This window comes from Phyllobacterium sp. T2-21 (genome assembly GCF_055378485.1).
In genome coordinates this window covers 226606-247091 of sequence record NZ_AP027916.1, presented here as the reverse complement: position 1 = coordinate 247091, position 20486 = coordinate 226606, and the positions used below count along the sequence as shown (strand labels likewise).

The 20486-nt window shown below is 54.4% G+C and carries 16 protein-coding genes; 6 read left to right on the top strand and 10 right to left on the bottom strand.

Going from position 1 to position 20486, the window contains the following annotated elements:
- Nucleotides 1-147: 147 nt before the first annotated feature.
- The 9 genes from ACZ5FP_RS25985 to ACZ5FP_RS25945 all read right to left on the bottom strand — a co-directional run bounded on the left by ACZ5FP_RS25985 (nt 148) and on the right by ACZ5FP_RS25945 (nt 9986).
- Nucleotides 148-747, bottom strand: coding sequence for a Maf-like protein (locus tag ACZ5FP_RS25985; protein ID WP_464665408.1), 600 nt, complete (start codon nt 745-747; stop codon nt 148-150).
- Nucleotides 748-852: 105 nt separating this feature from the next.
- Nucleotides 853-1524, bottom strand: coding sequence for a nucleotide exchange factor GrpE (grpE, locus tag ACZ5FP_RS25980; RefSeq protein ID WP_464665362.1), 672 nt, complete (start codon nt 1522-1524; stop codon nt 853-855).
- Nucleotides 1525-1695: 171 nt separating this feature from the next.
- Nucleotides 1696-2262 carry an HdeD family acid-resistance protein gene (locus tag ACZ5FP_RS25975; RefSeq protein WP_464665361.1) on the bottom strand — a complete coding sequence of 189 codons (567 nt, stop codon included), beginning with the start codon at nt 2260-2262 and terminating at the stop codon, nt 1696-1698.
- Between the two features lie 268 nt (nt 2263-2530).
- Nucleotides 2531-3505: a cation diffusion facilitator family transporter gene (locus tag ACZ5FP_RS25970; RefSeq protein WP_464665407.1), complete on the bottom strand. Its 975-nt coding sequence runs from the start codon at nt 3503-3505 to the stop codon at nt 2531-2533.
- A gap of 245 nt (nt 3506-3750) precedes the next feature.
- Nucleotides 3751-4974: a mechanosensitive ion channel family protein gene (locus ACZ5FP_RS25965; protein WP_464665360.1), complete on the bottom strand. Its 1224-nt coding sequence runs from the start codon at nt 4972-4974 to the stop codon at nt 3751-3753.
- Nucleotides 4975-5089: 115 nt separating this feature from the next.
- Nucleotides 5090-5167 (bottom strand): hypothetical protein, encoded by a 78-nt coding sequence (locus ACZ5FP_RS25960; protein ID WP_464665406.1) that lies wholly within the window; start codon nt 5165-5167, stop codon nt 5090-5092.
- Nucleotides 5168-5205: 38 nt separating this feature from the next.
- Complete coding sequence (gene cydB / locus ACZ5FP_RS25955) at nt 5206-6210, bottom strand: cytochrome d ubiquinol oxidase subunit II (protein WP_464665359.1); 1005 nt, start codon at nt 6208-6210, stop codon at nt 5206-5208.
- 5 nt (nt 6211-6215) lie between these two features.
- Nucleotides 6216-7628: a cytochrome ubiquinol oxidase subunit I gene (locus ACZ5FP_RS25950; protein ID WP_464665358.1), complete on the bottom strand. Its 1413-nt coding sequence runs from the start codon at nt 7626-7628 to the stop codon at nt 6216-6218.
- Nucleotides 7629-7718: 90 nt separating this feature from the next.
- On the bottom strand, nt 7719-9986 hold the full coding sequence (locus tag ACZ5FP_RS25945; protein WP_464665357.1) for an FdhF/YdeP family oxidoreductase: 2268 nt from the start codon (nt 9984-9986) through the stop codon (nt 7719-7721).
- A 496-nt stretch (nt 9987-10482) separates the two neighbouring features.
- On the opposite strand from ACZ5FP_RS25945, the gene ACZ5FP_RS25940 reads away from it, so the two are divergent.
- Nucleotides 10483-11379, top strand: a complete 897-nt coding sequence (locus ACZ5FP_RS25940; protein WP_464665356.1) for a bestrophin family protein — start codon at nt 10483-10485, stop codon at nt 11377-11379.
- A 175-nt stretch (nt 11380-11554) separates the two neighbouring features.
- Here the strand turns inward: ACZ5FP_RS25940 and ACZ5FP_RS25935 are convergent, their stop codons facing one another.
- Entirely contained in the window at nt 11555-12763 is a 1209-nt protein-coding gene (locus ACZ5FP_RS25935; RefSeq protein WP_464665355.1) for a molybdopterin molybdotransferase MoeA, read from the bottom strand.
- Between the two features lie 642 nt (nt 12764-13405).
- Here ACZ5FP_RS25935 and dnaK point away from each other — a divergent pair.
- The 5 genes from dnaK (at nt 13406) to ACZ5FP_RS25910 (ending at nt 20283) form a co-directional block, all read left to right on the top strand.
- On the top strand, nt 13406-15307 hold the full coding sequence (gene dnaK / locus ACZ5FP_RS25930) for a molecular chaperone DnaK (RefSeq protein ID WP_464665354.1): 1902 nt from the start codon (nt 13406-13408) through the stop codon (nt 15305-15307).
- A 274-nt stretch (nt 15308-15581) separates the two neighbouring features.
- Nucleotides 15582-16487 carry a DnaJ C-terminal domain-containing protein gene (locus ACZ5FP_RS25925; RefSeq protein ID WP_464665353.1) on the top strand — a complete coding sequence of 302 codons (906 nt, stop codon included), beginning with the start codon at nt 15582-15584 and terminating at the stop codon, nt 16485-16487.
- 2 nt (nt 16488-16489) lie between these two features.
- Complete coding sequence (locus ACZ5FP_RS25920; RefSeq protein WP_464665405.1) at nt 16490-16765, top strand: chaperone modulator CbpM; 276 nt, start codon at nt 16490-16492, stop codon at nt 16763-16765.
- Nucleotides 16766-16835: 70 nt separating this feature from the next.
- Nucleotides 16836-18245: a sigma-54-dependent transcriptional regulator gene (locus ACZ5FP_RS25915; RefSeq protein WP_464665352.1), complete on the top strand. Its 1410-nt coding sequence runs from the start codon at nt 16836-16838 to the stop codon at nt 18243-18245.
- The gene (locus tag ACZ5FP_RS25910) at nt 18238-20283 is read left to right on the top strand and encodes a cache domain-containing protein (RefSeq protein WP_464665351.1); all 2046 of its coding nucleotides are present in this window, start codon (nt 18238-18240) and stop codon (nt 20281-20283) included. The genes ACZ5FP_RS25915 and ACZ5FP_RS25910 overlap by 8 nt, the downstream gene beginning before the upstream one ends.
- Nucleotides 20284-20486 lie beyond the last annotated feature (203 nt).

Below are 20486 nucleotides of genomic sequence, written 5' to 3'. Positions count from 1 at the left end.
GGCGTTCCGAGGGGATGCGCTTGCCGATTGGCGGCAAAGAGGTGTTTTTTGTCATCGTGTTTTATCCTCCGCAAACACTGCCTTCCTGAAGAGCATTGTACAGTCTGGGTAGCGAACAGCGTAGCTGTCTCCGAGGTCTTCGAAGCCTCAGCCGTCTATTACCCCGAGCGTGTGAAGTTCGGCCAAGATCGGGAGCAATGGAAGCCCGAGAATGGTGAAATGATCTCCCTCAATCTTCTCGAAAAGCTGGATACCCTCCCCTTCAACCCCATATACACTCACACTTTGCAGTGCCTTGTCGCCCACGCGGGAGAGGTGGCGACCTATGAAGCCGGGATCAAGCTTGCGCATGGTGAGATTGGCCACGCCGACATGACGCCATATGGCCACGCCGTCGCGCGCGAGTACTGCGGCGCTGTTCAGCTGATGCGTCTTTCCCGAAAGCGCAAGCAGACGTCGCCGCGCAACCTCCATATTTGTCGGTTTGTGGATGATCTCATCACCCCGTGATAGCGTTTGGTCGCACCCGAGAACCAGAACGCCTGGCTGACGTCTGCTCACCTCTGTCGCTTTTCCCTCCGCCATGATCAAAGCGACATCTTCTGGCGAGGTGCCACTGTCTTTGAGTGGTGCTTCCGCGGCCCGCTCGTCGAAATTGGCCGGCACATCCGCCACGGCGACGCCAGCCATGGCCAAAACCGCCTTTGTGAAAGGACTGCCTGAAGCGAGAATGATAGTCTCAGTCATATGTTTGGTTTCCTTTGCGTTGGCCGCCATAACTCGATGGTGCATGCTGGCGCTCGCTGCCACCCTCATCTGGGAGGTGAAGCTTCGGGACGCAATTTTATGGGCTCATTTCTGACGTACGTCGTTGTTTCCTGAAGGCAGCTCGCTTTGCGACCCCCCACGAGCAATGCCGACCTTCGCTGGACGCAACGCGCGCGATCCGATGGAATATCCGGGCTCTACGACCTTGCTGACAGCGCCATCAGGTAAAGAGGTGTCAGGCACTTCGAACAACGCTTCATGGAAGTGCGGGTCAAAACGCTGGCCGACCGGAGAAAGCTTCTTGATACCGTGCTTCTCGAGGACGCGCTGCATCTCTTTCTCCGTCAGCTCCACACCCTCGATCAGTGTCTTGATTCCACCTTCGCCCTGGCGGGCTTCAACAGGGATACTGGCAATGGCACGCTCCATATTGTCGGCCACGCTCAGAATATCTGCGGCAAACTTGGCAATCGCATACTGGCCCATATCGTTGACATCTCTCTCGGCACGCCAGCGTACATTCTCGACTTCGGCCAATGCGCGAAGCAACCTGTTTTTCAACTCGGCATTCTCAGCCTCTAGCTTCGCAAATGCGTCGTTGTCGCCGTCGCTATTCTCGTTTTGATGGATTTCGCGGCTGCCAGAATGATCAGGAGCGATTGCCTCACCCGGGCGGTTTTCAGACGCCTCCGCCCGCGCAGCTTTATCGGCTGCCTTTCGACGATTTTCGACTTCCAATTTGTTCTTTTGAGTCATTTCATCTCCCATCAACTTGTTCTTATTCTTGGCAACACCCTGCTGTCCGGTACCCCAAGGAAGTGATGCACAAAACAGTACTCAAATGATCCGCCCCAATTCAGTTTGCAGACATGATTTTGACTGACTGGTTGAATCCGATGATCACAATCTGCCGATGCCAGTCCCGTTCTAAACCTCTTCCTTAAGCCGCAGACCGAATGCCAAAACCGCGTAGCCCTGGAAAATCAGATCGATAGACAGAACCAATCCAAGCAACCACAAGCTGTTGACTGGCCAACCCAATAGAAGAATAAATCCTGCAACTGTCGTGCCGACGCCGGACACAACGATCCAGCCCCAACCATGTTCATGCCGCGCCATCATGCCGAGCCAGAAGCGCGAAAGGCCGGACGTCGTGATCAACATCCCCAACAACAACGTGAAGACAAACGTCGCCAAGAGCGGGTTTACGAAAGTCGCAACACCGGCTGCAGCATACAGAACGCCGCTTAGAACCCATAAGAAAAATCCGCTCCAGGTCTTGATGCCAAAGGAATGGATGATCTGCACAACACCTGCGACGAGAATGAGCACCCCGACATACTCAATCGTCACTATCGTAGCCAAGAGCAAGTTGGTGATTGCAAGCGCACCTAGGGCAATGAAGATCATCCCGAGGACAACAAACCATCTCCATTTAGTATGCATCTCAGCAAATGTTTCTGAAAGCGCTTTGACTTGATAAACATTCGTCATGAAACATCCTTTTGCTTGGTGAGTGGTTTCTTAAGGCTATCCACATGAGAGTGCCTTCATCAGACAAATAGGAAATTCATCTGATCGGTCTATGCGAATAGCTATCTCCCTTCTGTGGCAATCCTTCATGCCATATGAGATGAAAGCAAAAGGCGTGCCAACATATAAATACTCATTATATCAATGGCTTAATGTAAATCCGCTTTGAAATTGGGACAATCTGTCCAAGCCACCTCGGACAAACTGGAAATCGCGACCTATCCCGCTTTTAGATCGCGGTGTCGCCAAACCGTTTGCGCCGCGCGCGCTCGAACCGTTCCAGCGTTTGAGGTTTCACAAAGAGTGCGACGACATCGGGATGGGCCAATTGGACCCGCCTTTCGATCGCCGCGACACAAGCCTCGATTTGCTCGGTACAGAGCGCGCCATCGAATTCAATGCTGAGCGCAACCACTGCCTGGTCGGGTGCGAGCTGTGTCGTCAATGCGCTGTTTGCATGAATCACGCCCGATTGTTCCTGGGCGATCCGGCAGATTGCGTCGACGAGAACAGGCGTCGCACGTTCACCGATCAGCAGGCTTTTGCTCTCGATCGCCAAGAGAAGCGCGGTGAGTGCGAGAACAAGCCCGATCAGGATCGAAGCGATGCCGTCAAGGATTGGCTTCCCGAGCGTGTCGGCAGCCGCGATGCCCGTTGCGGCAATGGCGATCCCAATAATGGCGGCGCTGTCTTCGAACAGCACCATGAAAGCAGGCGGATCCTTGCTCTGCCGGAATGCTGCCCAGAAACTCAGCCCCCTTCGGACTTTCGCGAAGGTTCGCCATGCGACAATCCAGGACGCACTTTCGAACAAAAAAGAAAGGCCAAGGACGATATAGCTTACCGAGGCGTGTTCGACCGGTTGAGGGGCAATGACATGTCGAAGCCCTTGATATAACGAAACGCCCGCCCCGAGTGCGAATAACTGCAGGGCGACGATGAAACTCCAGAAATAGAGCTCCCGACCAAATCCAAGAGGATGCACGAGATCCGGGCGCCGGGTCGCGCGACGATAGCCATAGAGAAGCAACCCTTCATTGCCGCAATCGACGACCGAATGTACAGCTTCGCTAAACATTGCGGCGCTGCCCGTGATAACGGCGGCGGCAAGCTTGATCACTGCGACAGCAATATTACCAGCCAAAGCGGCGTAAACGACAAGTCTCGCCGACGGCGGTTGGTGTGGAGGCGGATCGGATATCATGATAGACAAAAGATTCTCCCGAATTTCAAAAAGTCGGGGTATGCGCCTAGCTGCTGCAACCCTCTTATGGCTCGAAATTTCTGTGGCTTATCTTGACCTCGCGCACAGTGCGAAGAACGATGAGGTTATTCTTTCTTGACAAGATCGAATGCGACTGAGTTCGATGGATCTTCGACAAAGACGTCGATAATCATGTCTTTTTCCGCCGACTGATGCCCGGTTTCCGGCAAGCCAAACGCTTGGTCCTACTGGTCTGCAGCGGTCTCATTGTTTGTTGTCTGCTCCGGCAACTGCGGTTTTCCATACTCAGATTGAGCCACTGGATCCACGTGATGAAATGGATACAGTTCCGTGCCGGCCGGCATGGTTTCGACATAAAGGGAACGACTCGGGAAGGCGAAAACCGACCCAGCCTTTTCGACCAAGTCCTTGATGGCGTAAGTCAGCGCCTCCTTGATCGCCAGCCATTCGCCCCAATCAGTGGTGCGGGTAAAGCAATAGACCATGATGTCAATCGAGGAGTCGCTGAAGCTGGCGATGCGCACGAAAGTCGGCGCTTGGGAAGGCTGGACGAAGTCCTCGTTGCCTTTGATGTAATTCTCAATGCCGTCACGGATCTGACGAAGCTGTTCGACCGTGGTGCGATGCTCCAGGCCGACGATCCAGGAGATGCGCCGGTAGGTCATCTGTGAGAAATTGGTTAGGGCATTGTCTGCCAATTTAGAATTGGGGACAAATACTGGAGCCAAGTCGAAGCGGCGCACTTTTGTCGTCCGCAGACCGATGGTTTCGATTGTCCCTTCAACGATTCCATCGACCAGAATCCAGTCACCGTTCTGGAACCGCTGCTCACCGATGATGAAGATGCCGGCGATCAGATTCTTGAAGAGATCCTGCGCTCCAAGCGCGACGGCGACCCCAACGAGCCCAAGTCCCGCCAAAAAGGGACCCACATGGATACCCCAGATTTCGAGAATGATCGCGCCACCCAACGACAAGAGGAGGATCTTGGCCACTCGCACGGCCCAGCCGATCATCGTCCCGCTAAAGACCGCGGTGCGAACTTTGAGAAGTGAACATATCGGTGTGATGATCTTAAACAACGCCCAGAAAATCCCGAACACAATGAGTGAACGATTAACCTCGGCAAAAACCTCCTTCACTCTCGGGGAAACGCTCAAGAATGCTGATATGATGAAGATGGCAATCATAATCGGCACAAAGCGAAGGGGCGCAGCCAGGGCTTCAATAACCCCGTCGTCGAGCGTGCTCTTTGTCCGCTTGGACCAAAAACGGATTTGCCGCAACGCTAGATATCCGAACAGCCGTCGCACGATCGCTGCTATCGCCAGTATCAATACAGCAAGAGTAACCTGCCCAATTGTGACCCCAGCAAAACTGTGATCCCACACATTGTCGATGATCGTTCGCATATCTGAAAAACTCTGAATTATGGTTTTAAACTCCATTTGAACCAATTCTCGCAGGTTATTGAGTTTGCCCGCTCAGATCAGCGCTATTGGCCATTCAACCGGGGGATCACCGCCAATTGGTCTCAGCCCAACAGCGCCTGATCCGGTGTTCTCAGCCAGATAGCCACATTCGGATCACACCGGCGACAAGGCCAAGCGCGGCAACACTCGCCGCCCAGATTGCACTCATCCAGGCAAGTCGCTTCCAAAGTGGAGCCTGAGCAGCCATCAGTGGTAGCCATGGATGCCGGCCTTGCCCCGGAACACCCAGTAGGCCCAGCTTGTATAGGCAAGGATCACAGGAATGATGACAAGCGCGCCAAACAACATAAAGATCTGGCTCTGGGGCGGCGCTGCCGCGTCCCAAATCGTAACTGTCCGAGGCACGATATAGGGATAGATACTGATCCCCAGTCCGACAAAGCCCAGCAGGAAAAGCGCAAGGGCCATCAAGAAAGGCGCACGTTCGAATTCGCGTCGCAAGCTCCAGAAGAACGTCACTGCGCATATAACCACCAGCAATGGCACCTGGGCGGTAAGCAAGACGCCCGGCATCGCGAACCAGCGCCGCCAGTAGTCGTAATCCAGGAAAGGAGTGGCCGCACTGACAGCCGCGAGTGCAAGAAGCGTCGTTGCACCAAGCCACTTTGCCGCCCGCCGCGCATGGACCTGGCTCGTTCCTTCCGTTTTCCAAATCAGCCATGTCGCACCAAGCAATGCATATCCGATCACCACGGCGATGCCCGTCAACACACTGAATGGGCTTAACCAATCCAGCCATCCACCCGCATAAGCGTCATTCTCGACGTGAATTCCCTGCAAGATCGCGCCAAGGATCATCCCCTGCGCCAAGGCCGCAACCAAGGATCCCAACGAAAAGGCGAGATCCCATAGCGGACGATGGCGCGGATCGCGCCACCGAAATTCGAAGGCAACACCGCGGAAGACAAGACCAAGCAGCATCGCGACCATCAGCGGATATGTCGCCGGGAGAATGATCGCATAGGCAAGCGGGAATGCCGCGAACAAACCGCCACCGCCCATCACGAGCCAGGTCTCGTTGCCGTCCCAAACCGGCGCGATTGAGTTCATTGCCTGGTCGCGCTCGTCGCCCACGGCAAAGGTTGGAAACAGGATGCCAATGCCAAGATCGAAACCATCCATGACGACATAAGCTAATACAGCGAAGCCAATCACTGCACCCCATACGATAGTAAGATCTATGTTTTCCATGATGCTCAATCCTTACCCGAGAAAGGCGCAGCGACGCTTGGCGCGGGAGTAATCCCGGCCGCCCGCTGCGGCACCGGCGGCAGTTCCGTTTCCCCCCGTTGGGGTGGCTTTGACATCAGGCTCAACAGATAATAGGTGCCTGATCCGAAGGCGAAGAAGTAGACCACGACAAATGCCAGGAGTGACGCTGCGACTGCCGGCGCTGCCAAGGGCGAATGGGAATCCGCAGTTCGCAGCAAGCCATAAACCGTGAAGGGTTGACGTCCGACTTCGGTCGTCACCCAACCTGCAATCACGGCGACAAAGCCAGCAGGCCCCATGGCGATGGCCGCGCGATGCAACCATGGCCAGTCATAAAGCTTCTTTCGGAAACGGGCGAGCAGGCTCCATAGTCCGATTCCGAGCATGGCAAATCCAATCGCAACCATGATCCGGAAGGACCAGAAAACGATGTGAACTGGTGGCCACTGATCGCGGGGAAAATCGGCAAGACCGGGAAGTGGCGCGTACGGATCGTGTTTGAGGATAAGGGAGCCGATATGAGGAATCGATACTTCATAGCGGACGTGTGCCTCATCGTTGCTCGGAAGACCGAACAGAATGAGCGGCGCGCCATTCGGGCTAGGCTGATAGTCGCCTTCCATCGCCAGAACTTTGGCTGGCTGGTGCTCAAGCGTATTGAGACCATGCGCGTCCCCCACCAGAATCTGGATCGGAGCGACGATCGCGGCCATCCACATCGCCATCGAGAACATCTTACGCGCACCAGGATTGGTTCGGTCCCTGAGCAAGTGCCAAGCGCCGACGCCGCCCACGACAAAAGCAGTGGTGAGATATGATGCGACCACGGTATGAACAAGCCGATAGGGGAAACTGGCCGTGAAGATGATCGGCAGCCACGAACCTGCCGGCACAAACTGTCCGTGATCGTTAATGGCAAAACCCGCAGGCGTTTGCATCCAGCTGTTAACGGCGATAATCCAGGTTGCGGAGATGACGGTGCCAAACGCTACCATACAGGTGGCAAAAAAATGCAGCGCCTTTCCGACTTTGTTAATTCCAAATAGCATCACACCAAGAAAACCGGCTTCCAGAAAAAAAGCCGTTAGAACCTCATAAGCCATGAGCGGACCAAGGACGGGACCCGTCTTGTAAGAATAAACCGACCAATTTGTACCAAACTGGTAGGACATCACCACGCCTGAAACGACGCCCATTCCGAATACGATGGCAAATATCTTCAACCAGTAGCGGTAGAGATTGGCGTAGACGCCCTGCCCGGTTTTCAACCACAGACCTTCGAGCACCATCAAATAGCTCGCAAGTCCGATCGAAAATGCCGGAAAGATGAAATGGAAGGAGACGGTGAACGCGAATTGCGCGCGTGCCAATATGACCGGATCAACCTGTTCGAGCAAAGCCCCTTCCCTCCTTCAAGAGTACAGAATCTCGTTTCCCGCAGCGTTAGCGCTGCGGGACCTTGTGTGCATTTTTGATGCCTTATCCGCTCAGACCATGACGACGCGAACGGGTATGGATTTAGCTGCTGGCGTGCCACTGATCCTGTCGTAATAGCCGAGTGGCAAAAGCGGATTGAGTTCAGGATAGTACCCCGCAACGGATCCGCGCGGCATTGGATAGTCCAACACCGTCAGGCCATCGACCCGACGCTCAACACCATCATCACTGATGGTCTCAAGTGCGATACGCGAACCTGCGTCCAAGCCTCTGTCGGCACGATCCTCCGCATTCATGAAAAGAATCATACGATCGTTATAAACGCCGCGGTATCGATCATTGTAGCTGTAGATTGTCGTATTGAACTGATCATGCGAACGCACGGTTGCCAATCGCAGCATTGACGGGTCCGCGACCGGATTGTTTACTTCGAGGCCCGGCAAGCCAAGGAAATTCGCTTTTCCATTGGGAGTTGGCCAGACGAGGCGCCGCGGCGGCACATCCAGATGAAACCCTTTCGGATTCTTGATCTTTTCCGAAAAATCGCTGTAGATCTCGGGATAAACCTCCGCAATCTTGTCACGAATGAGATTGTAATCCTGGATATAGCTTTCCCACGGAACTCTGCTGTTGGGCAGTGACGCCATGGCCATTCGGCAAACGATTTCAACCTCTGGAAGCGCATGCGGGCTGGCGGGTGTCAAGACACCGCGTGAGGCGGTGACGTTCGACATGGAATCCTCGATCGTAACGAACTGCTCACCCGCCTGGGTCCGAATCCACTCGGAGCGTGAGACAACGGGGAAAATAAGAGCATCACGACCATGAACCAGATGTCCACGGTTCAGCTTCGTGGCAATTCCCACGGTTAGTGCCAACTTGCGCATTGCCGCATAGGACCGTTCGGTGTCGGGGATCGCGCGAACAAAATTGCCGCCCATTCCGATAAAAACCTTTGCGGTGCCTTTTTCCATGGCCTCAACCGTTTCCACGGTATGATGGCCAGGCGCGCGCGGCGGCTCGAATCCAAAAACATCCCGTACCCGATCCAGATATTCCTGAGTGGGCTTTTCATCGATCCCCACGGTGCGATCACCTTGAACGTTTGAATGGCCGCGAATAGGCGAAATCCCGGCACCCGGTTTTCCGAAGTTACCACGAAGCAACAGAAGGTTTGCCACCTGCTGGAGAAGCCGCGACCCTTGCTGGTGCTGGGTGAGGCCCATGCCATAGCAGATCATTGTTGCGCGTGATCGAATGTAGATTTCCGCGCAACGGCGGATCTGGTTTTCCTCCAATCCGGACACCCGCACGATATCCGACCACTTCTGCGCCATGACATCATTGCGGATCGCATCCAGTCCGACCGTGTGCTTTTCAATGAAATCGGTATCGATGACCTTTTCGCCTCGAGCTTCGCGCTCGAACATCACCCTCATCATGCCCTTGATCAGAGCGAGATCGCCGCCAATACGGATGTGTACGAATTCGCTCGCAATAGCGGTTGAGCCGAAAGTCGCCATCTGGACCATGTCTTGTGGCTCTGTAAAGCGGATCAACGCACGCTCGGGCATCGGATTGACGGCAACGATCGGGACGTCGCGCTTCCTTGCCTCGACCAGATTGGTCATCATGCGCGGTGAATTGGTCCCAGTGTTCTGTCCGATGACAAATATCGCTTCGGCATGCTCGAAATCTTCGAGAATGACGGTCCCTTTGCCAACACCAATGGCGGGCGGAAGACCGCGGCTCGTCGGTTCATGGCACATGTTCGAGCAGTCGGGAAAGTTGTTGGTTCCGAACTCGCGAACGAAGATCGAATAGAGGAACGCAGCCTCGTTTGGCGTCCGTCCGGACGTATAGAACTCCGCCTGGTGCGGGCTTTCGAGTGAGCGCAGATGCTTGCCGATCAACGCAAAGGCCGAATCCCAATCGCAAGGCACGTAACGATCGGACGCTGCATCATAGCGCATTGGCTCAGTCAGGCGCCCCTGCATCTCGAGCCAATAGTCCGACTGGTCCATGAGTTCCGTCACCGTGTGTTTTTCGAAGAACTCACGGGTTACCCTGAATTTGGTCGCCTCATGGGCAAGGGCCTTCGCACCGTTCTCGCAAAATTCGAGTGTCTTCTTACATTCTGCATCGGGGAAAGCGCAGCTTGGACATTTGAAGCCGCCCGGCTGATTCATCGCAAGCAACGCGCGCGAGCCCTTGGTGATGACACTCTGCTCAAGCAGTACTTTCGCAGTTGCCGCAGCAGCACCCCATCCACCCGCTGGATGGTGGTAGGTCTTATAAAGGGGCTTTTTTTCGGCCATATCGTCAGACACTCCACAGAAGCTATTGGCCACCTAGTAAATCACGTTATCTAGTTGAAATCTATAGACAAATTGTCCTCTCAATTCGGACAAAGTGTCTAAATCATAACGTGACAAAAACCCTAAGCCATTGACTTTGCTCGCTACGCGAATCTGGCACGAGTCATGCACTGGAGCCGGTAAATGACACTTTGAGCACGAGTTGAACCAAAGCGAACAACCACTGGCAAGCACCGAAGGACAAAGAAGTTGGAGCAGCTGAATTGACGTGGGACCAGCCCGCTGATGATTGCCGCAATTGTTCTATTCGACGCTCGATTGAAGCGAGCCGACCTGTGTATCAGCACATAGAACCCGATCAAGCTCGGCTGGTAGATAGGGCTATTCCCGATATGACTGGACCCTTCTGCGGGATCTCAAATCAAATTTGGCGCAACCCGACGACCCGGACGGGACCGGATTGCATGGAACAGCTTATGACCCCACGGATATCGACATGATCATACGGTCGAAGCCCAGCTTCAAAGATATAATGTTCGCAATCAATGGCTCTATTTTGCCGCGGATCGCCATTCACCTAGTCGCGATGATGCTTGTCAGTATAGTGGCGATTTTTGCAGCGCAGGAACATCCGGGTATTTTCGCAAGGATCAGCTCGATTCCCTTTACATTGATTGGCATCGCGCTCTCGGTCTTCATGAGTTTTCGAAACAATGCGTGCTATGATCGCTGGTGGGAAGGACGGAAGCTATGGGGTGAGTTGATCATCGCCTGTCGATCGTTTGCGCGCCAGACCTCAACCTTGGAACAGCATGATCGGCAGTTCCTTCTTCATGGGCTATGTGGGTTCGCCGCCGGGCTGGCAGCACGCTTGCGCGGCCAAGACGAACTGGAGGCAATCAAATGTTGGACAAATGTTTGCGCCTCTTCAAACAATCCAAACCCAACGAATGAGGTGCTCGATCAGATTGGCGAATATTGCCTGGCCCTAATGCATGGCGACCAGATTGGGCCGATCCACTACTCTGTTTTGGAAGGTCAAATCACTGCGCTCTCCGACGTGCAGGGTGGCTGTGAGCGTATTGCTCATACACCCGTTCCATTCGCCTATTCGTTGCTCCTGCACCGCACCGCGCTGGTTTTCTGTCTTACCCTGCCCTTTGCCCTCGCCGGCTCCTTGGACTGGTGGACGCTTCTACCTGTTCTACTTGTTGCCTACACGTTCTTTGGGCTCGAAGCGCTCGGTCATCAACTCGAGGATCCGTTTGGCCTGGAGCCCAATGCTTTGCCGCTGGATGCGATGCGGCGAACGATCGAGCGCGAGTTGCTTTCGCTGCTTGGAAACCAGGATTTGCCCCAACCGATCAAGCCACATAAGAATGTCCTGAGATAGACTATGCATTTTCGCCAGGCGCATGCTGTTGGCGCGATGATCCTCCAAGGACATCGAATGAAGTCGAATGTCCTGGATTGCCCTTTTGTGCGTCACCAAACGTCTGATGTCAGGCGTCTGACCGGCATCCCGTCTCCTGGAGGACGTTTTCGAATACTTGGATTCCTGTAATTTTCTAAAAGTCCAGAACCGGCACCAAGCTATTCGCATCAAGGGCTGGCCCGCCAGCCGGACGCCTGACAAGCATGTCTGCGCTCGCCAGAGGTAGCTGCGCGGAAGCTGATTGCCGTGGAAGAATGCCGACGTGATCATCGCAGCCGCGAGCAAAAAGAAACATTTCCCTCGCGTCCGCAGCTGCTACCGGAGCCGCCAGTGGCATCTGCCGCCAGTTAAGTGCTGCGTCGAACCCTCGCCCCGCCAGCGCGTACAGCAATGGTGCTAGGAAGAGTCTAGCGATGGTTATCGCAGCAGCAGGGTTTCCTGGCAATCCGAGCACGTGCAGCTGTCCGATCCGGCCATGCCATACCGGCTTTCCAGGCTTGATTGCCACGCCAGCAAAACTGAGTTCCAGGCCGAGCATTTTCAGTGCGGGTCTAGCAAAATCTCGATCTCCGTAGGAAGCGCCTCCGGCAATAACGAGCACATCACTGTCACGCCCAGCCATCGTTGCAGCTACCCTGATCGCCTCAACTTTGTCAGAAACGAGTGTCGAATTGATCGGAATGGCGCCCCATTGTTGCGCCATGAGCTGAAGCGGCAGCGTCAGACTGTCGGGTATGCGTGTGTCTGTTATCGCCGCAGATCCTGCGGGCGTCAGCTCATCTCCGCTGGTGATGACACTAAGCCTTGGTCGCTTGTACACCTGGATGCTAGGCTGATCGGAGGCAGCGGCCACCAACAATCGCCCGGGATCCAGCAGCGTTCCGGCAGGGAGAAGTATCTGTCCATTGTTGAACCCCGACCCTTTTCGTCTAACGTGTAAACCCGCTGGAGCAGGCCCCACGATGCTAACAACACCGTTTATTTCTTCGGTGAGTTCAAAGGGGATCACGCGATCCTTGGATTTCGGCATCGGCGCTCCAGTCATGATGCGCACTGTTGTCTCCGGAGAGTTCTCGTGGCCCGCGGCTTCGCCCGGATAGCTTGTTCCAACAAGATTGAATTCACGTCTACCCACCTGAAGGGCCTTATTTTCAACGGCGAAACCATCCATCGCTGCGACGTCTTGTCGTGGGGAGTCTATGCGCGCTTTGACCGGTTCGGCTAATACCCGATGTCCGCCACCTTTGATCGGGATAGGTTCGGTTCCAAGCGGCCCCGTTTGCGAGCGCAGGATTTCATGTGCCGCGTGGAGCGTACATTGCGTTGCGCACGGTGCTGTCATTAGAGGTACTCACACTTCATTACCAGTATTCAGCGGAAATGCGGGAATGACGCCGCGATTGGTACGCTTGCGCTGCACCACGACATCACACGTCATCTGGCCTTGGCGGGTGATGATGAAACGGTCTAAGCAACAATCATGCCAGTTTGGATAGAAGGAATATCAACCCTTTAAACCAGCCTCGATCGCATTTCAGGACATTTTGTCCCAAATGCCTGGAGGCATTGTCTTACGCCGATTGCCTTTCAGAGTGTCGGAAACCAGCGTGCGGCGGGAAGAGCACATGCCATACTACCAACGGTATCGAGTACTCTTGGGGCTGTCGTTAAAGGCACAGATTAGCGCTTAGGGTTTTGCCCGTCATTTAGAGCTTCGAAAATGGCCTGAAGTATAATCAGCACCGCGGACATTTTGTCTGGCATTGGAAGGAATGTTTGTCCTTCTTCGTTCGAAGTAGCGTATAAGACGTTGATTTTACTAGCACCGTGAGTTGGCACGTTTGTTGCTTTGTTTTTCTTGGGCGAGTGACGAGCGCTGAAACAGCGTGAGTTGATGGTGTCGTACAGCCAATGATTTTACTTGCTTACACAGAAAATGTTGGACGTTGAATTGGAACATTCAATTTAAACAAGGAGTATTGTGGTGGCCAAAGTTATCGGAATCGATTTGGGGACAACCAATTCTTGTGTTGCCGTCATGGAAGGCAAGAATACACGCATCATCGAGAATTCCGAAGGCGCGCGCACGACGCCTTCAATTGTTGCGTTCACGAGCAACGGAGAACGCTTGGTCGGGCAGCCCGCCCGGCGGCAAGCGGTAACCAACCCTACCAATACAATCTTTGCTGTGAAGCGTCTGATCGGCCGCCGGTACGACGATCCGACCGTCGAAAAGGACAAGGCGCTCGTTCCCTATACGATTATCAAAGCTGCAAACGGCGATGCCTGGGTTGAGGCCGAAGGCAAGACCTATTCACCCTCGCAAATTTCCGCCTTTATCCTGCAAAAAATGAAGGAAACCGCCGAAGCAAATCTTGGTGAAAAGATCACTCAGGCTGTCATTACCGTTCCAGCATATTTCAACGACGCGCAGCGTCAGGCGACCAAGGATGCTGGCAAGATTGCCGGACTGGAGGTCTTGCGCATTATCAATGAACCAACGGCGGCAGCACTTGCCTATGGGCTTGAGAAGAAAAAACAGTCCAAGATCGCCGTTTATGATCTTGGCGGTGGTACATTTGACATTTCCATCCTCGATATTGGGGACGGTGTATTTGAGGTGAAATCAACCAACGGTGACACGTTCCTTGGCGGCGAAGACTTTGACATGCGCATTGTCACCTTTTTGGCGAATGAATTCCAACGGGACCAGGGAATAGACCTGAAAAAGGACAAGCTTGCTTTGCAGCGGTTGAAAGAAGCCGCAGAGAAAGCCAAAATCGAGCTTTCAACGTCCAACCAAACCGAAATCAATCTCCCATTCATTACGGCTGATGCAGCAGGTCCGAAACACCTCCAGATCAAGTTAACGCGCGCGAAGTACGAGTCTCTGGTCGAAGATCTCGTGCAGAGAACCATCGAGCCATGCCTTAATGCCCTTAAGGACGCAGGCCTTACGGCCAATGAGATCAGCGAAGTGGTGTTGGTCGGCGGCATGACCCGGATGCCGAAAGTTCAGGAAGTCGTGAAGACGATCTTCGGCAAGGAACCGCATAAGGGTGTCAACCCGGACGAAGTGGTGGCTGTCGGTGCCGCAATCCAAGCCGGTGTACTGCAAGGTGACGTCAAAGATGTGCTGCTTCTCGACGTGACCCCACTATCGCTCGGCCTTGAAACACTAGGTGGTGTTTTCACCCGTCTCATCGAACGCAATACGACGGTACCTGCAAAAAAGAGCCAGGTATTTTCGACCGCAGAGGATAATCAAAACGCGGTTACGATCCGTGTTTTTCAGGGTGAACGTGAAATGGCTGCCGACAACAAAATGCTCGGACAGTTCGATCTAATGGGCATTCCATCCGCGCCGCGCGGTGTGCCGCAAATTGACGTGACCTTCGACATCGACGCCAATGGTATCGTCAACGTCTCGGCGAAAGACAAGGGCACCGGCAAGGAGCAACGCATCCAGATCCAGGCTTCCGGCGGCCTCTCTGAAGCTGATATCGAGAAAATGGTAAAGGATGCGGAAGCACATGCCGCAGAAGACAAGAAGCGCAAGGAAGTTGTAGAAGCAAAAAACTCTGCCGAGGCGCTATTGCACGCTGCGGAAAAAGCCATTGCGGAACATGGCAGCAAGTTGGGAGAAGCCGACCGTGGTGCTATCGAGACGGCGATGGCTGCCCTCCGCGAAGCAGCAAAAGAAGACGACGCATTTGCCATCACCACCAGGGTAAACGCTTTGCAACAAGAGTTGATGAAACTGGAAGAAGCTCTCCACGCCGCGTCGCAGACATCATCGGAGAGTTCCGCTTCCGATCCTGGCAATGACGGTGTTGTCGATGCCGAGTTCACGGAGATTGACAATAACGAGAAAAAGTCGACGTGAGATCGGCAACCCAACGCGTGGTTCACTGCGTGAGGGGCAAACCGGACATTACGTTCCCGAGCATTTGGACAGCTTAGAGCGGCAGGGGCAACAGTCGCTCTATCGCCACACGCACATAGGCCTGTCGAACGGTACCCGTGGCTGCTGCGCGTTCACACTGAATGTGCGATGCACTTGTCCTATTGCGTGTTTGAAAGCGCATTTTCATTGATGCCTTTATGACGGAGGTCTACGTTTCGTGGTCAATCAAGTTAGAATTCTGCCGGAGTAAGCTGTGAAAAATCCATATGAGATGCTCGGAGTTGCCCCGACTGCCACGTCATCCGAGATACAAAGCGCGTATCGCAAGCTAGCGAAGAAACTGCACCCGGATCTTAATCCCGGCGACAAGGCGGCGGAAGAAAAGTTCAAGGAAGTTGCAGGCGCCTACGATTTGCTCAGCGATGCCGAGAAGCGAAAACGTTTTGACAATGGCGAAATCGACGCGTCGGGCACCCAACGCCCGCAACACCAATATTACCGTGATTTCGCCTCGTCAGACCAGGAGCACCCCTATGCAGATACTGCCGGCTTCGCAGACTTTATGGATTCCGACGATGCATTCGCGGAACTCCTGAGGCGGGGCCAAAGAGCACATGCAAACCGACCGGGACAGGACATGCACTACCGCCTGCCGATCGAGTTTTTCGAATCAATCATGGGTGCCAACAAGCGTCTGACGCTGCCGGATGGCGGTGTGCTCGACGTGAAAATCCCCCCCGGTCTGGTCAACGGACAAACGCTTCGTCTCAAGGGTAAGGGCGCCCCGGGAGCAGGCAAGGGCGGGCCTGGCGATGCCCTGATCGAGATCGAGGTCCTGCCCGACCATCGCTTCACCCGTGAAGGCGATGATATTTCTTTGGATTTACCCATCTCACTTTCCGAGGCGGTTATCGGCGGGCGGATCCGCGTTCCGACTCCGACCGGAGATGTCACAATGTCCGTGCCAGCAGGGTCCAACACCGGCACGACCCTGCGCTTGAAGGGAAAGGGTGCACCTCGGCGCGGCGGAGGTCAGGGGGATCAGTTTGTGAAGCTGAAGGTGGTTCTGCCGAAGTCTCCAGACCCTGAACTCGAGGCATTTGTGTCGAACTGGGGCAAGGGCAAGGAATTCAACCCACGCGAGGACAAAAGGTCATGACTATGAACAAGCAGGAGTTTCTGGCTTCCTCCGGCCTTAAGGTACAAACGCTCGAAATTTGGCTGGAACAGCGCTGGCTCATTCCGAAGCAGACTTCCGATGGCATTGGGTTTTCCGATATTGACATCGCCCGCGCACGCCTGATCCAGGAACTGAAAAGCGACCTGGGCGCAAATGATGCGGGAATTGACGTCATTCTTCACCTCATGGACCAACTCCATGGGATGCGCCGCGCGCTCGAATACCTGCGAAAAGATATGCAAGGACGCCCGCTCTAGTGAACCTGATCCTTGCGCAAACGCGGCGCAGGGAACTGAGTAAGCAACTGCGGCAATGGATTGAACGACGATGGAAGGAACGTTGATGTCACAGGATCGAATCTACGATACTGCCGAGCCTGTTGCTGATCCGGAGTTTGGGCCATGGCTGGCCCAGGCCTCGATTCTGGTCGTCGATGATGAGCCGGGCATGCGCAACTTTCTGGTCAAGATACTGGGCTCGCGTTGTAATCTGATTGAAGTCGCAGCGGATACCAAAGAGGCTTCGCTGAAACTGGACAAACAGAGCTTTGATGTCGTTATCCTTGACAATATCATGCCGGGCAAGAACGGTCTCGAATGGCTTGCCGAGCAACGGGCAATCGGGTTCTTCGCCGACGTGATTCTCATGACGGCCTATGCCGATCTGGATACAGCGATTGGTGCTTTGCGCGCTGGTGCCGTCGATTTCATTCTTAAACCATTCCGGTCCAACCAGTTGCTCAACGCGGTGGCGCGTTGTCTTGACCGCAAGCGGCTCCAGCGCGAAAATGATGTTCTACGCCATGAGCTGAAATCGCCGTCCCATCAGATCTTTCTGCGCAGCAAATTGCTTGGCACCTCCAAAGCGATCCAACATGTGCGCGAAATCATCGCCCGTGTCGCTCCCCTGCCAACCTCGGTTTTGCTGACCGGCAAGTCGGGAACCGGAAAGGAAGTTGCGGCTCGTTCACTGCACTCCCTGTCCAGCCAATCCGACAAGCTCTTCGTGCCGATCAATTGCGGTGCTATTCCCGCGGATATGATTGAAAGCGAGTTGTTCGGCCATTTGAAGGGCTCGTTTACCGGTGCCGGCCGAGCCCGTGAAGGCCTGTTTATGCATGCGCACGGGGGGACTGTGTTTCTCGACGAGATTGGTGAACTGCCGTATCTGCTGCAAACGAAACTGCTGCGCGTATTGGAGGACCGACGCGTTCGACCGGTAGGTTCCGAGCGGGAACTTCCTTTTGATGCGCGGTTCATTTTTGCAACAAATGCGGATCTGCCGAAACGGGTTGAAGCGGGGACTTTCCGCGCCGACCTTTATTTCCGCATCAATGTGATGCAAATTCACTTGCCGCCTTTGAAAGACCGCGGAGACGATGTGCTGGAGCTTGCAACGCTCTTCATGCACGAGTTTGCTCAACAGCTCGGCGTGCCTCCGGTTGCAATCGATGCAAGAGTACGTGCTTCGCTCACAAGGTATGATTGGCCAGGAAATATCAGGGAGTTGCGCAACTTGATCGAGCGGACAGTGATCCTCGGCGGTTTCCCGGAAGACGTAGAGAGGATTGTTGATGACAGTGACGATGAAAGTGGGGGCCAGAGCTTGGCCGAGGTAGAACGCCGCCACATTTTGTCAGTGCTGCGCGAAGTTCGCGGCGATCGCGAGGAGGCAGCGCGGCGGCTTGGTATTTCTCGCAAGACGATCGATCGCAAATGCGTAACGTGGAATGTCTAGGGAGGCAGAGGCACTAAGGAGGAAGAAAAAATCCGTGCGTTCCCGCCTGCTGGCGATCGCGCTGGTGCCGATGCTGGTTATTCTGCCGCTTCTTCTTGGCATTAGCATCTACCGCTGGAATGCCAAGTTCGATGCCATGACGGTGTCCAAGGTCAATGATGATTTGACGATTGCACACCAATATATGGCACGGATCCTCGACAGTATGGAGGGCCGGCTTGTTTCCGTGAGCGAATCGACACGGTTTCATGAACTCCTTGTCAAAGGGGATTACGCGAACGGCAACCTGGCGGCATATTTCAAGGAGATTGCCCAGGCACGCGGGCTGGATTTTCTCTACGCAATTGGTGATGACGGACAAATCATCGCGAGCGGAAACCCGTTTGCGTCGGCGACCACCCGATGGGATTGGCCGGTCATCAGCTCGGCTCTGATGGGCGGCTCAAAGACGAGCATCGATATTTTTGAAAAAGGAGAGCTTGCTGCGATATCGCCTGAACTCGCTGAGCGCGCGCGCATCGAAATCGTACCGACCCATGCCAGCGCCATCAGCAATCTCACTGAGGAGACGCGCGGCATGGTTCTCCAGTCAGCCAGCGCTCTGACACTGCCCGACGGGCGGCGCGCTGCACTCGTCGGGGGCATTCTCTTGAATCAGAATCTGACCTTCGTCGATACGATCAACGATCTCATCTATCACGGATCCGGCCTGCCGGAAGGCAGTCAGGGAACCGCAACCCTGTTTCTCGGCGATGTTCGCATCAGCACCAATGTACGTTTGTTTGAGGAGCGCCGGGCAATTGGAACCCGCGTCTCGGCGGAAGTGGGGAGCGCTGTGCTCGCTCAGGGACGGACATGGCTTGACAGTGCTTTCGTCGTCAATGACTGGTACATTTCAGCCTATGAGCCGATCGTTGACAGCTACAATCGCCGCGTTGGCATGCTGTATGCGGGATTTCTTCAGAAACCGTTCACGCAAGCAAAATTTGAGACCTTGCTTTCAATCGCTGCGGCTTTCCTGGTCGCTGTTGCTGCGACCGTTCCACTATTTTTGATATGGGCGAGCAGTATTTTCAGACCCCTCGAACGCATGACGGGTACAATCACTCAGGTCAAAAATGGCGATCTCTCCGCACGGACTGGTCCTGTGAAGAATCAGGACGAACTCGGTCAGGTCGCATTCCATCTTGATCATCTTCTTGACCTTCTCCAGGAACGTGAGGGGCAACTGCGACAGCTGAACAATGAACTCAATCAACTGAACGGGGAGCTCAATCAACGTGTCGAACAACGCGCTCTGCAATTACATGACGCGACCCGCCAATTGGAGACGACGACCAAGCAGCTTGTCATGTCGGAAAAGCTCGCGGCAATCGGAGAGATAACCGCGGGGATTGCCCACGAAATCAATAACCCCATTGCAGTCATGCAAGGCAATCTCGAAGTGATCCGCGAATTGATGGGTTCCAATGCTGAATGTGCAAAGATGGAGTTTGAGCTCATTGACCAGCAGATGAATCGCGTCACAGAAATTGTGACCAAGCTGCTCCAGTTTGCCAAACCACAGGAATATGTCGGCTACTCCGAGCACTATACTGCTGCTGGCATTGTCTCTGATACATTGCCACTTGTGCAACATCTGCTCAGGAAGACAACCATCTCCGTCGACAGAGAAGATCGCGCGTTAAGGCCGATCATGTTGAACCGGACGGAACTGCAACAGGTTCTGGTTAATCTGATCGTGAACGCCATCCACGCTATGCCGAATGGCGGCCGACTTGCATTGCGAACATTAGACAGTGATATGGATGGCAAGGCTGGTGTTGCCATCCAAGTCGCAGATACCGGCGTGGGCATTTCGCCGGATGTTATGCAGAAGATCTTTGATCCTTTTTTTACGACGAAAATACGGGAAGGCACGGGGCTTGGCCTCTCGATCAGTCAGATGCTCATGACACGGCAAGGCGGGAAAATCTTGGTCAAGAGCGATCCGGGCAGCGGCACGACGTTCACGATCTGGATGCCAGTGGCACTCTGATTTATCCGAGGGCTCCTTGCGACATTTTGTCGATCCCATTCGTGACAGATTGTCCATCTTAGCCGCGGGCCAAGCCATATCTCCTTGACTTTGTTGACTGTTAAAACTGGCACGTAGATTGCATGGGGATTCCATGCAGCAACAGCACGCCGCGTTCGTCGGCACGTTGCTGATGTCTCGTGCGCTTACAGCGGTACACGTGA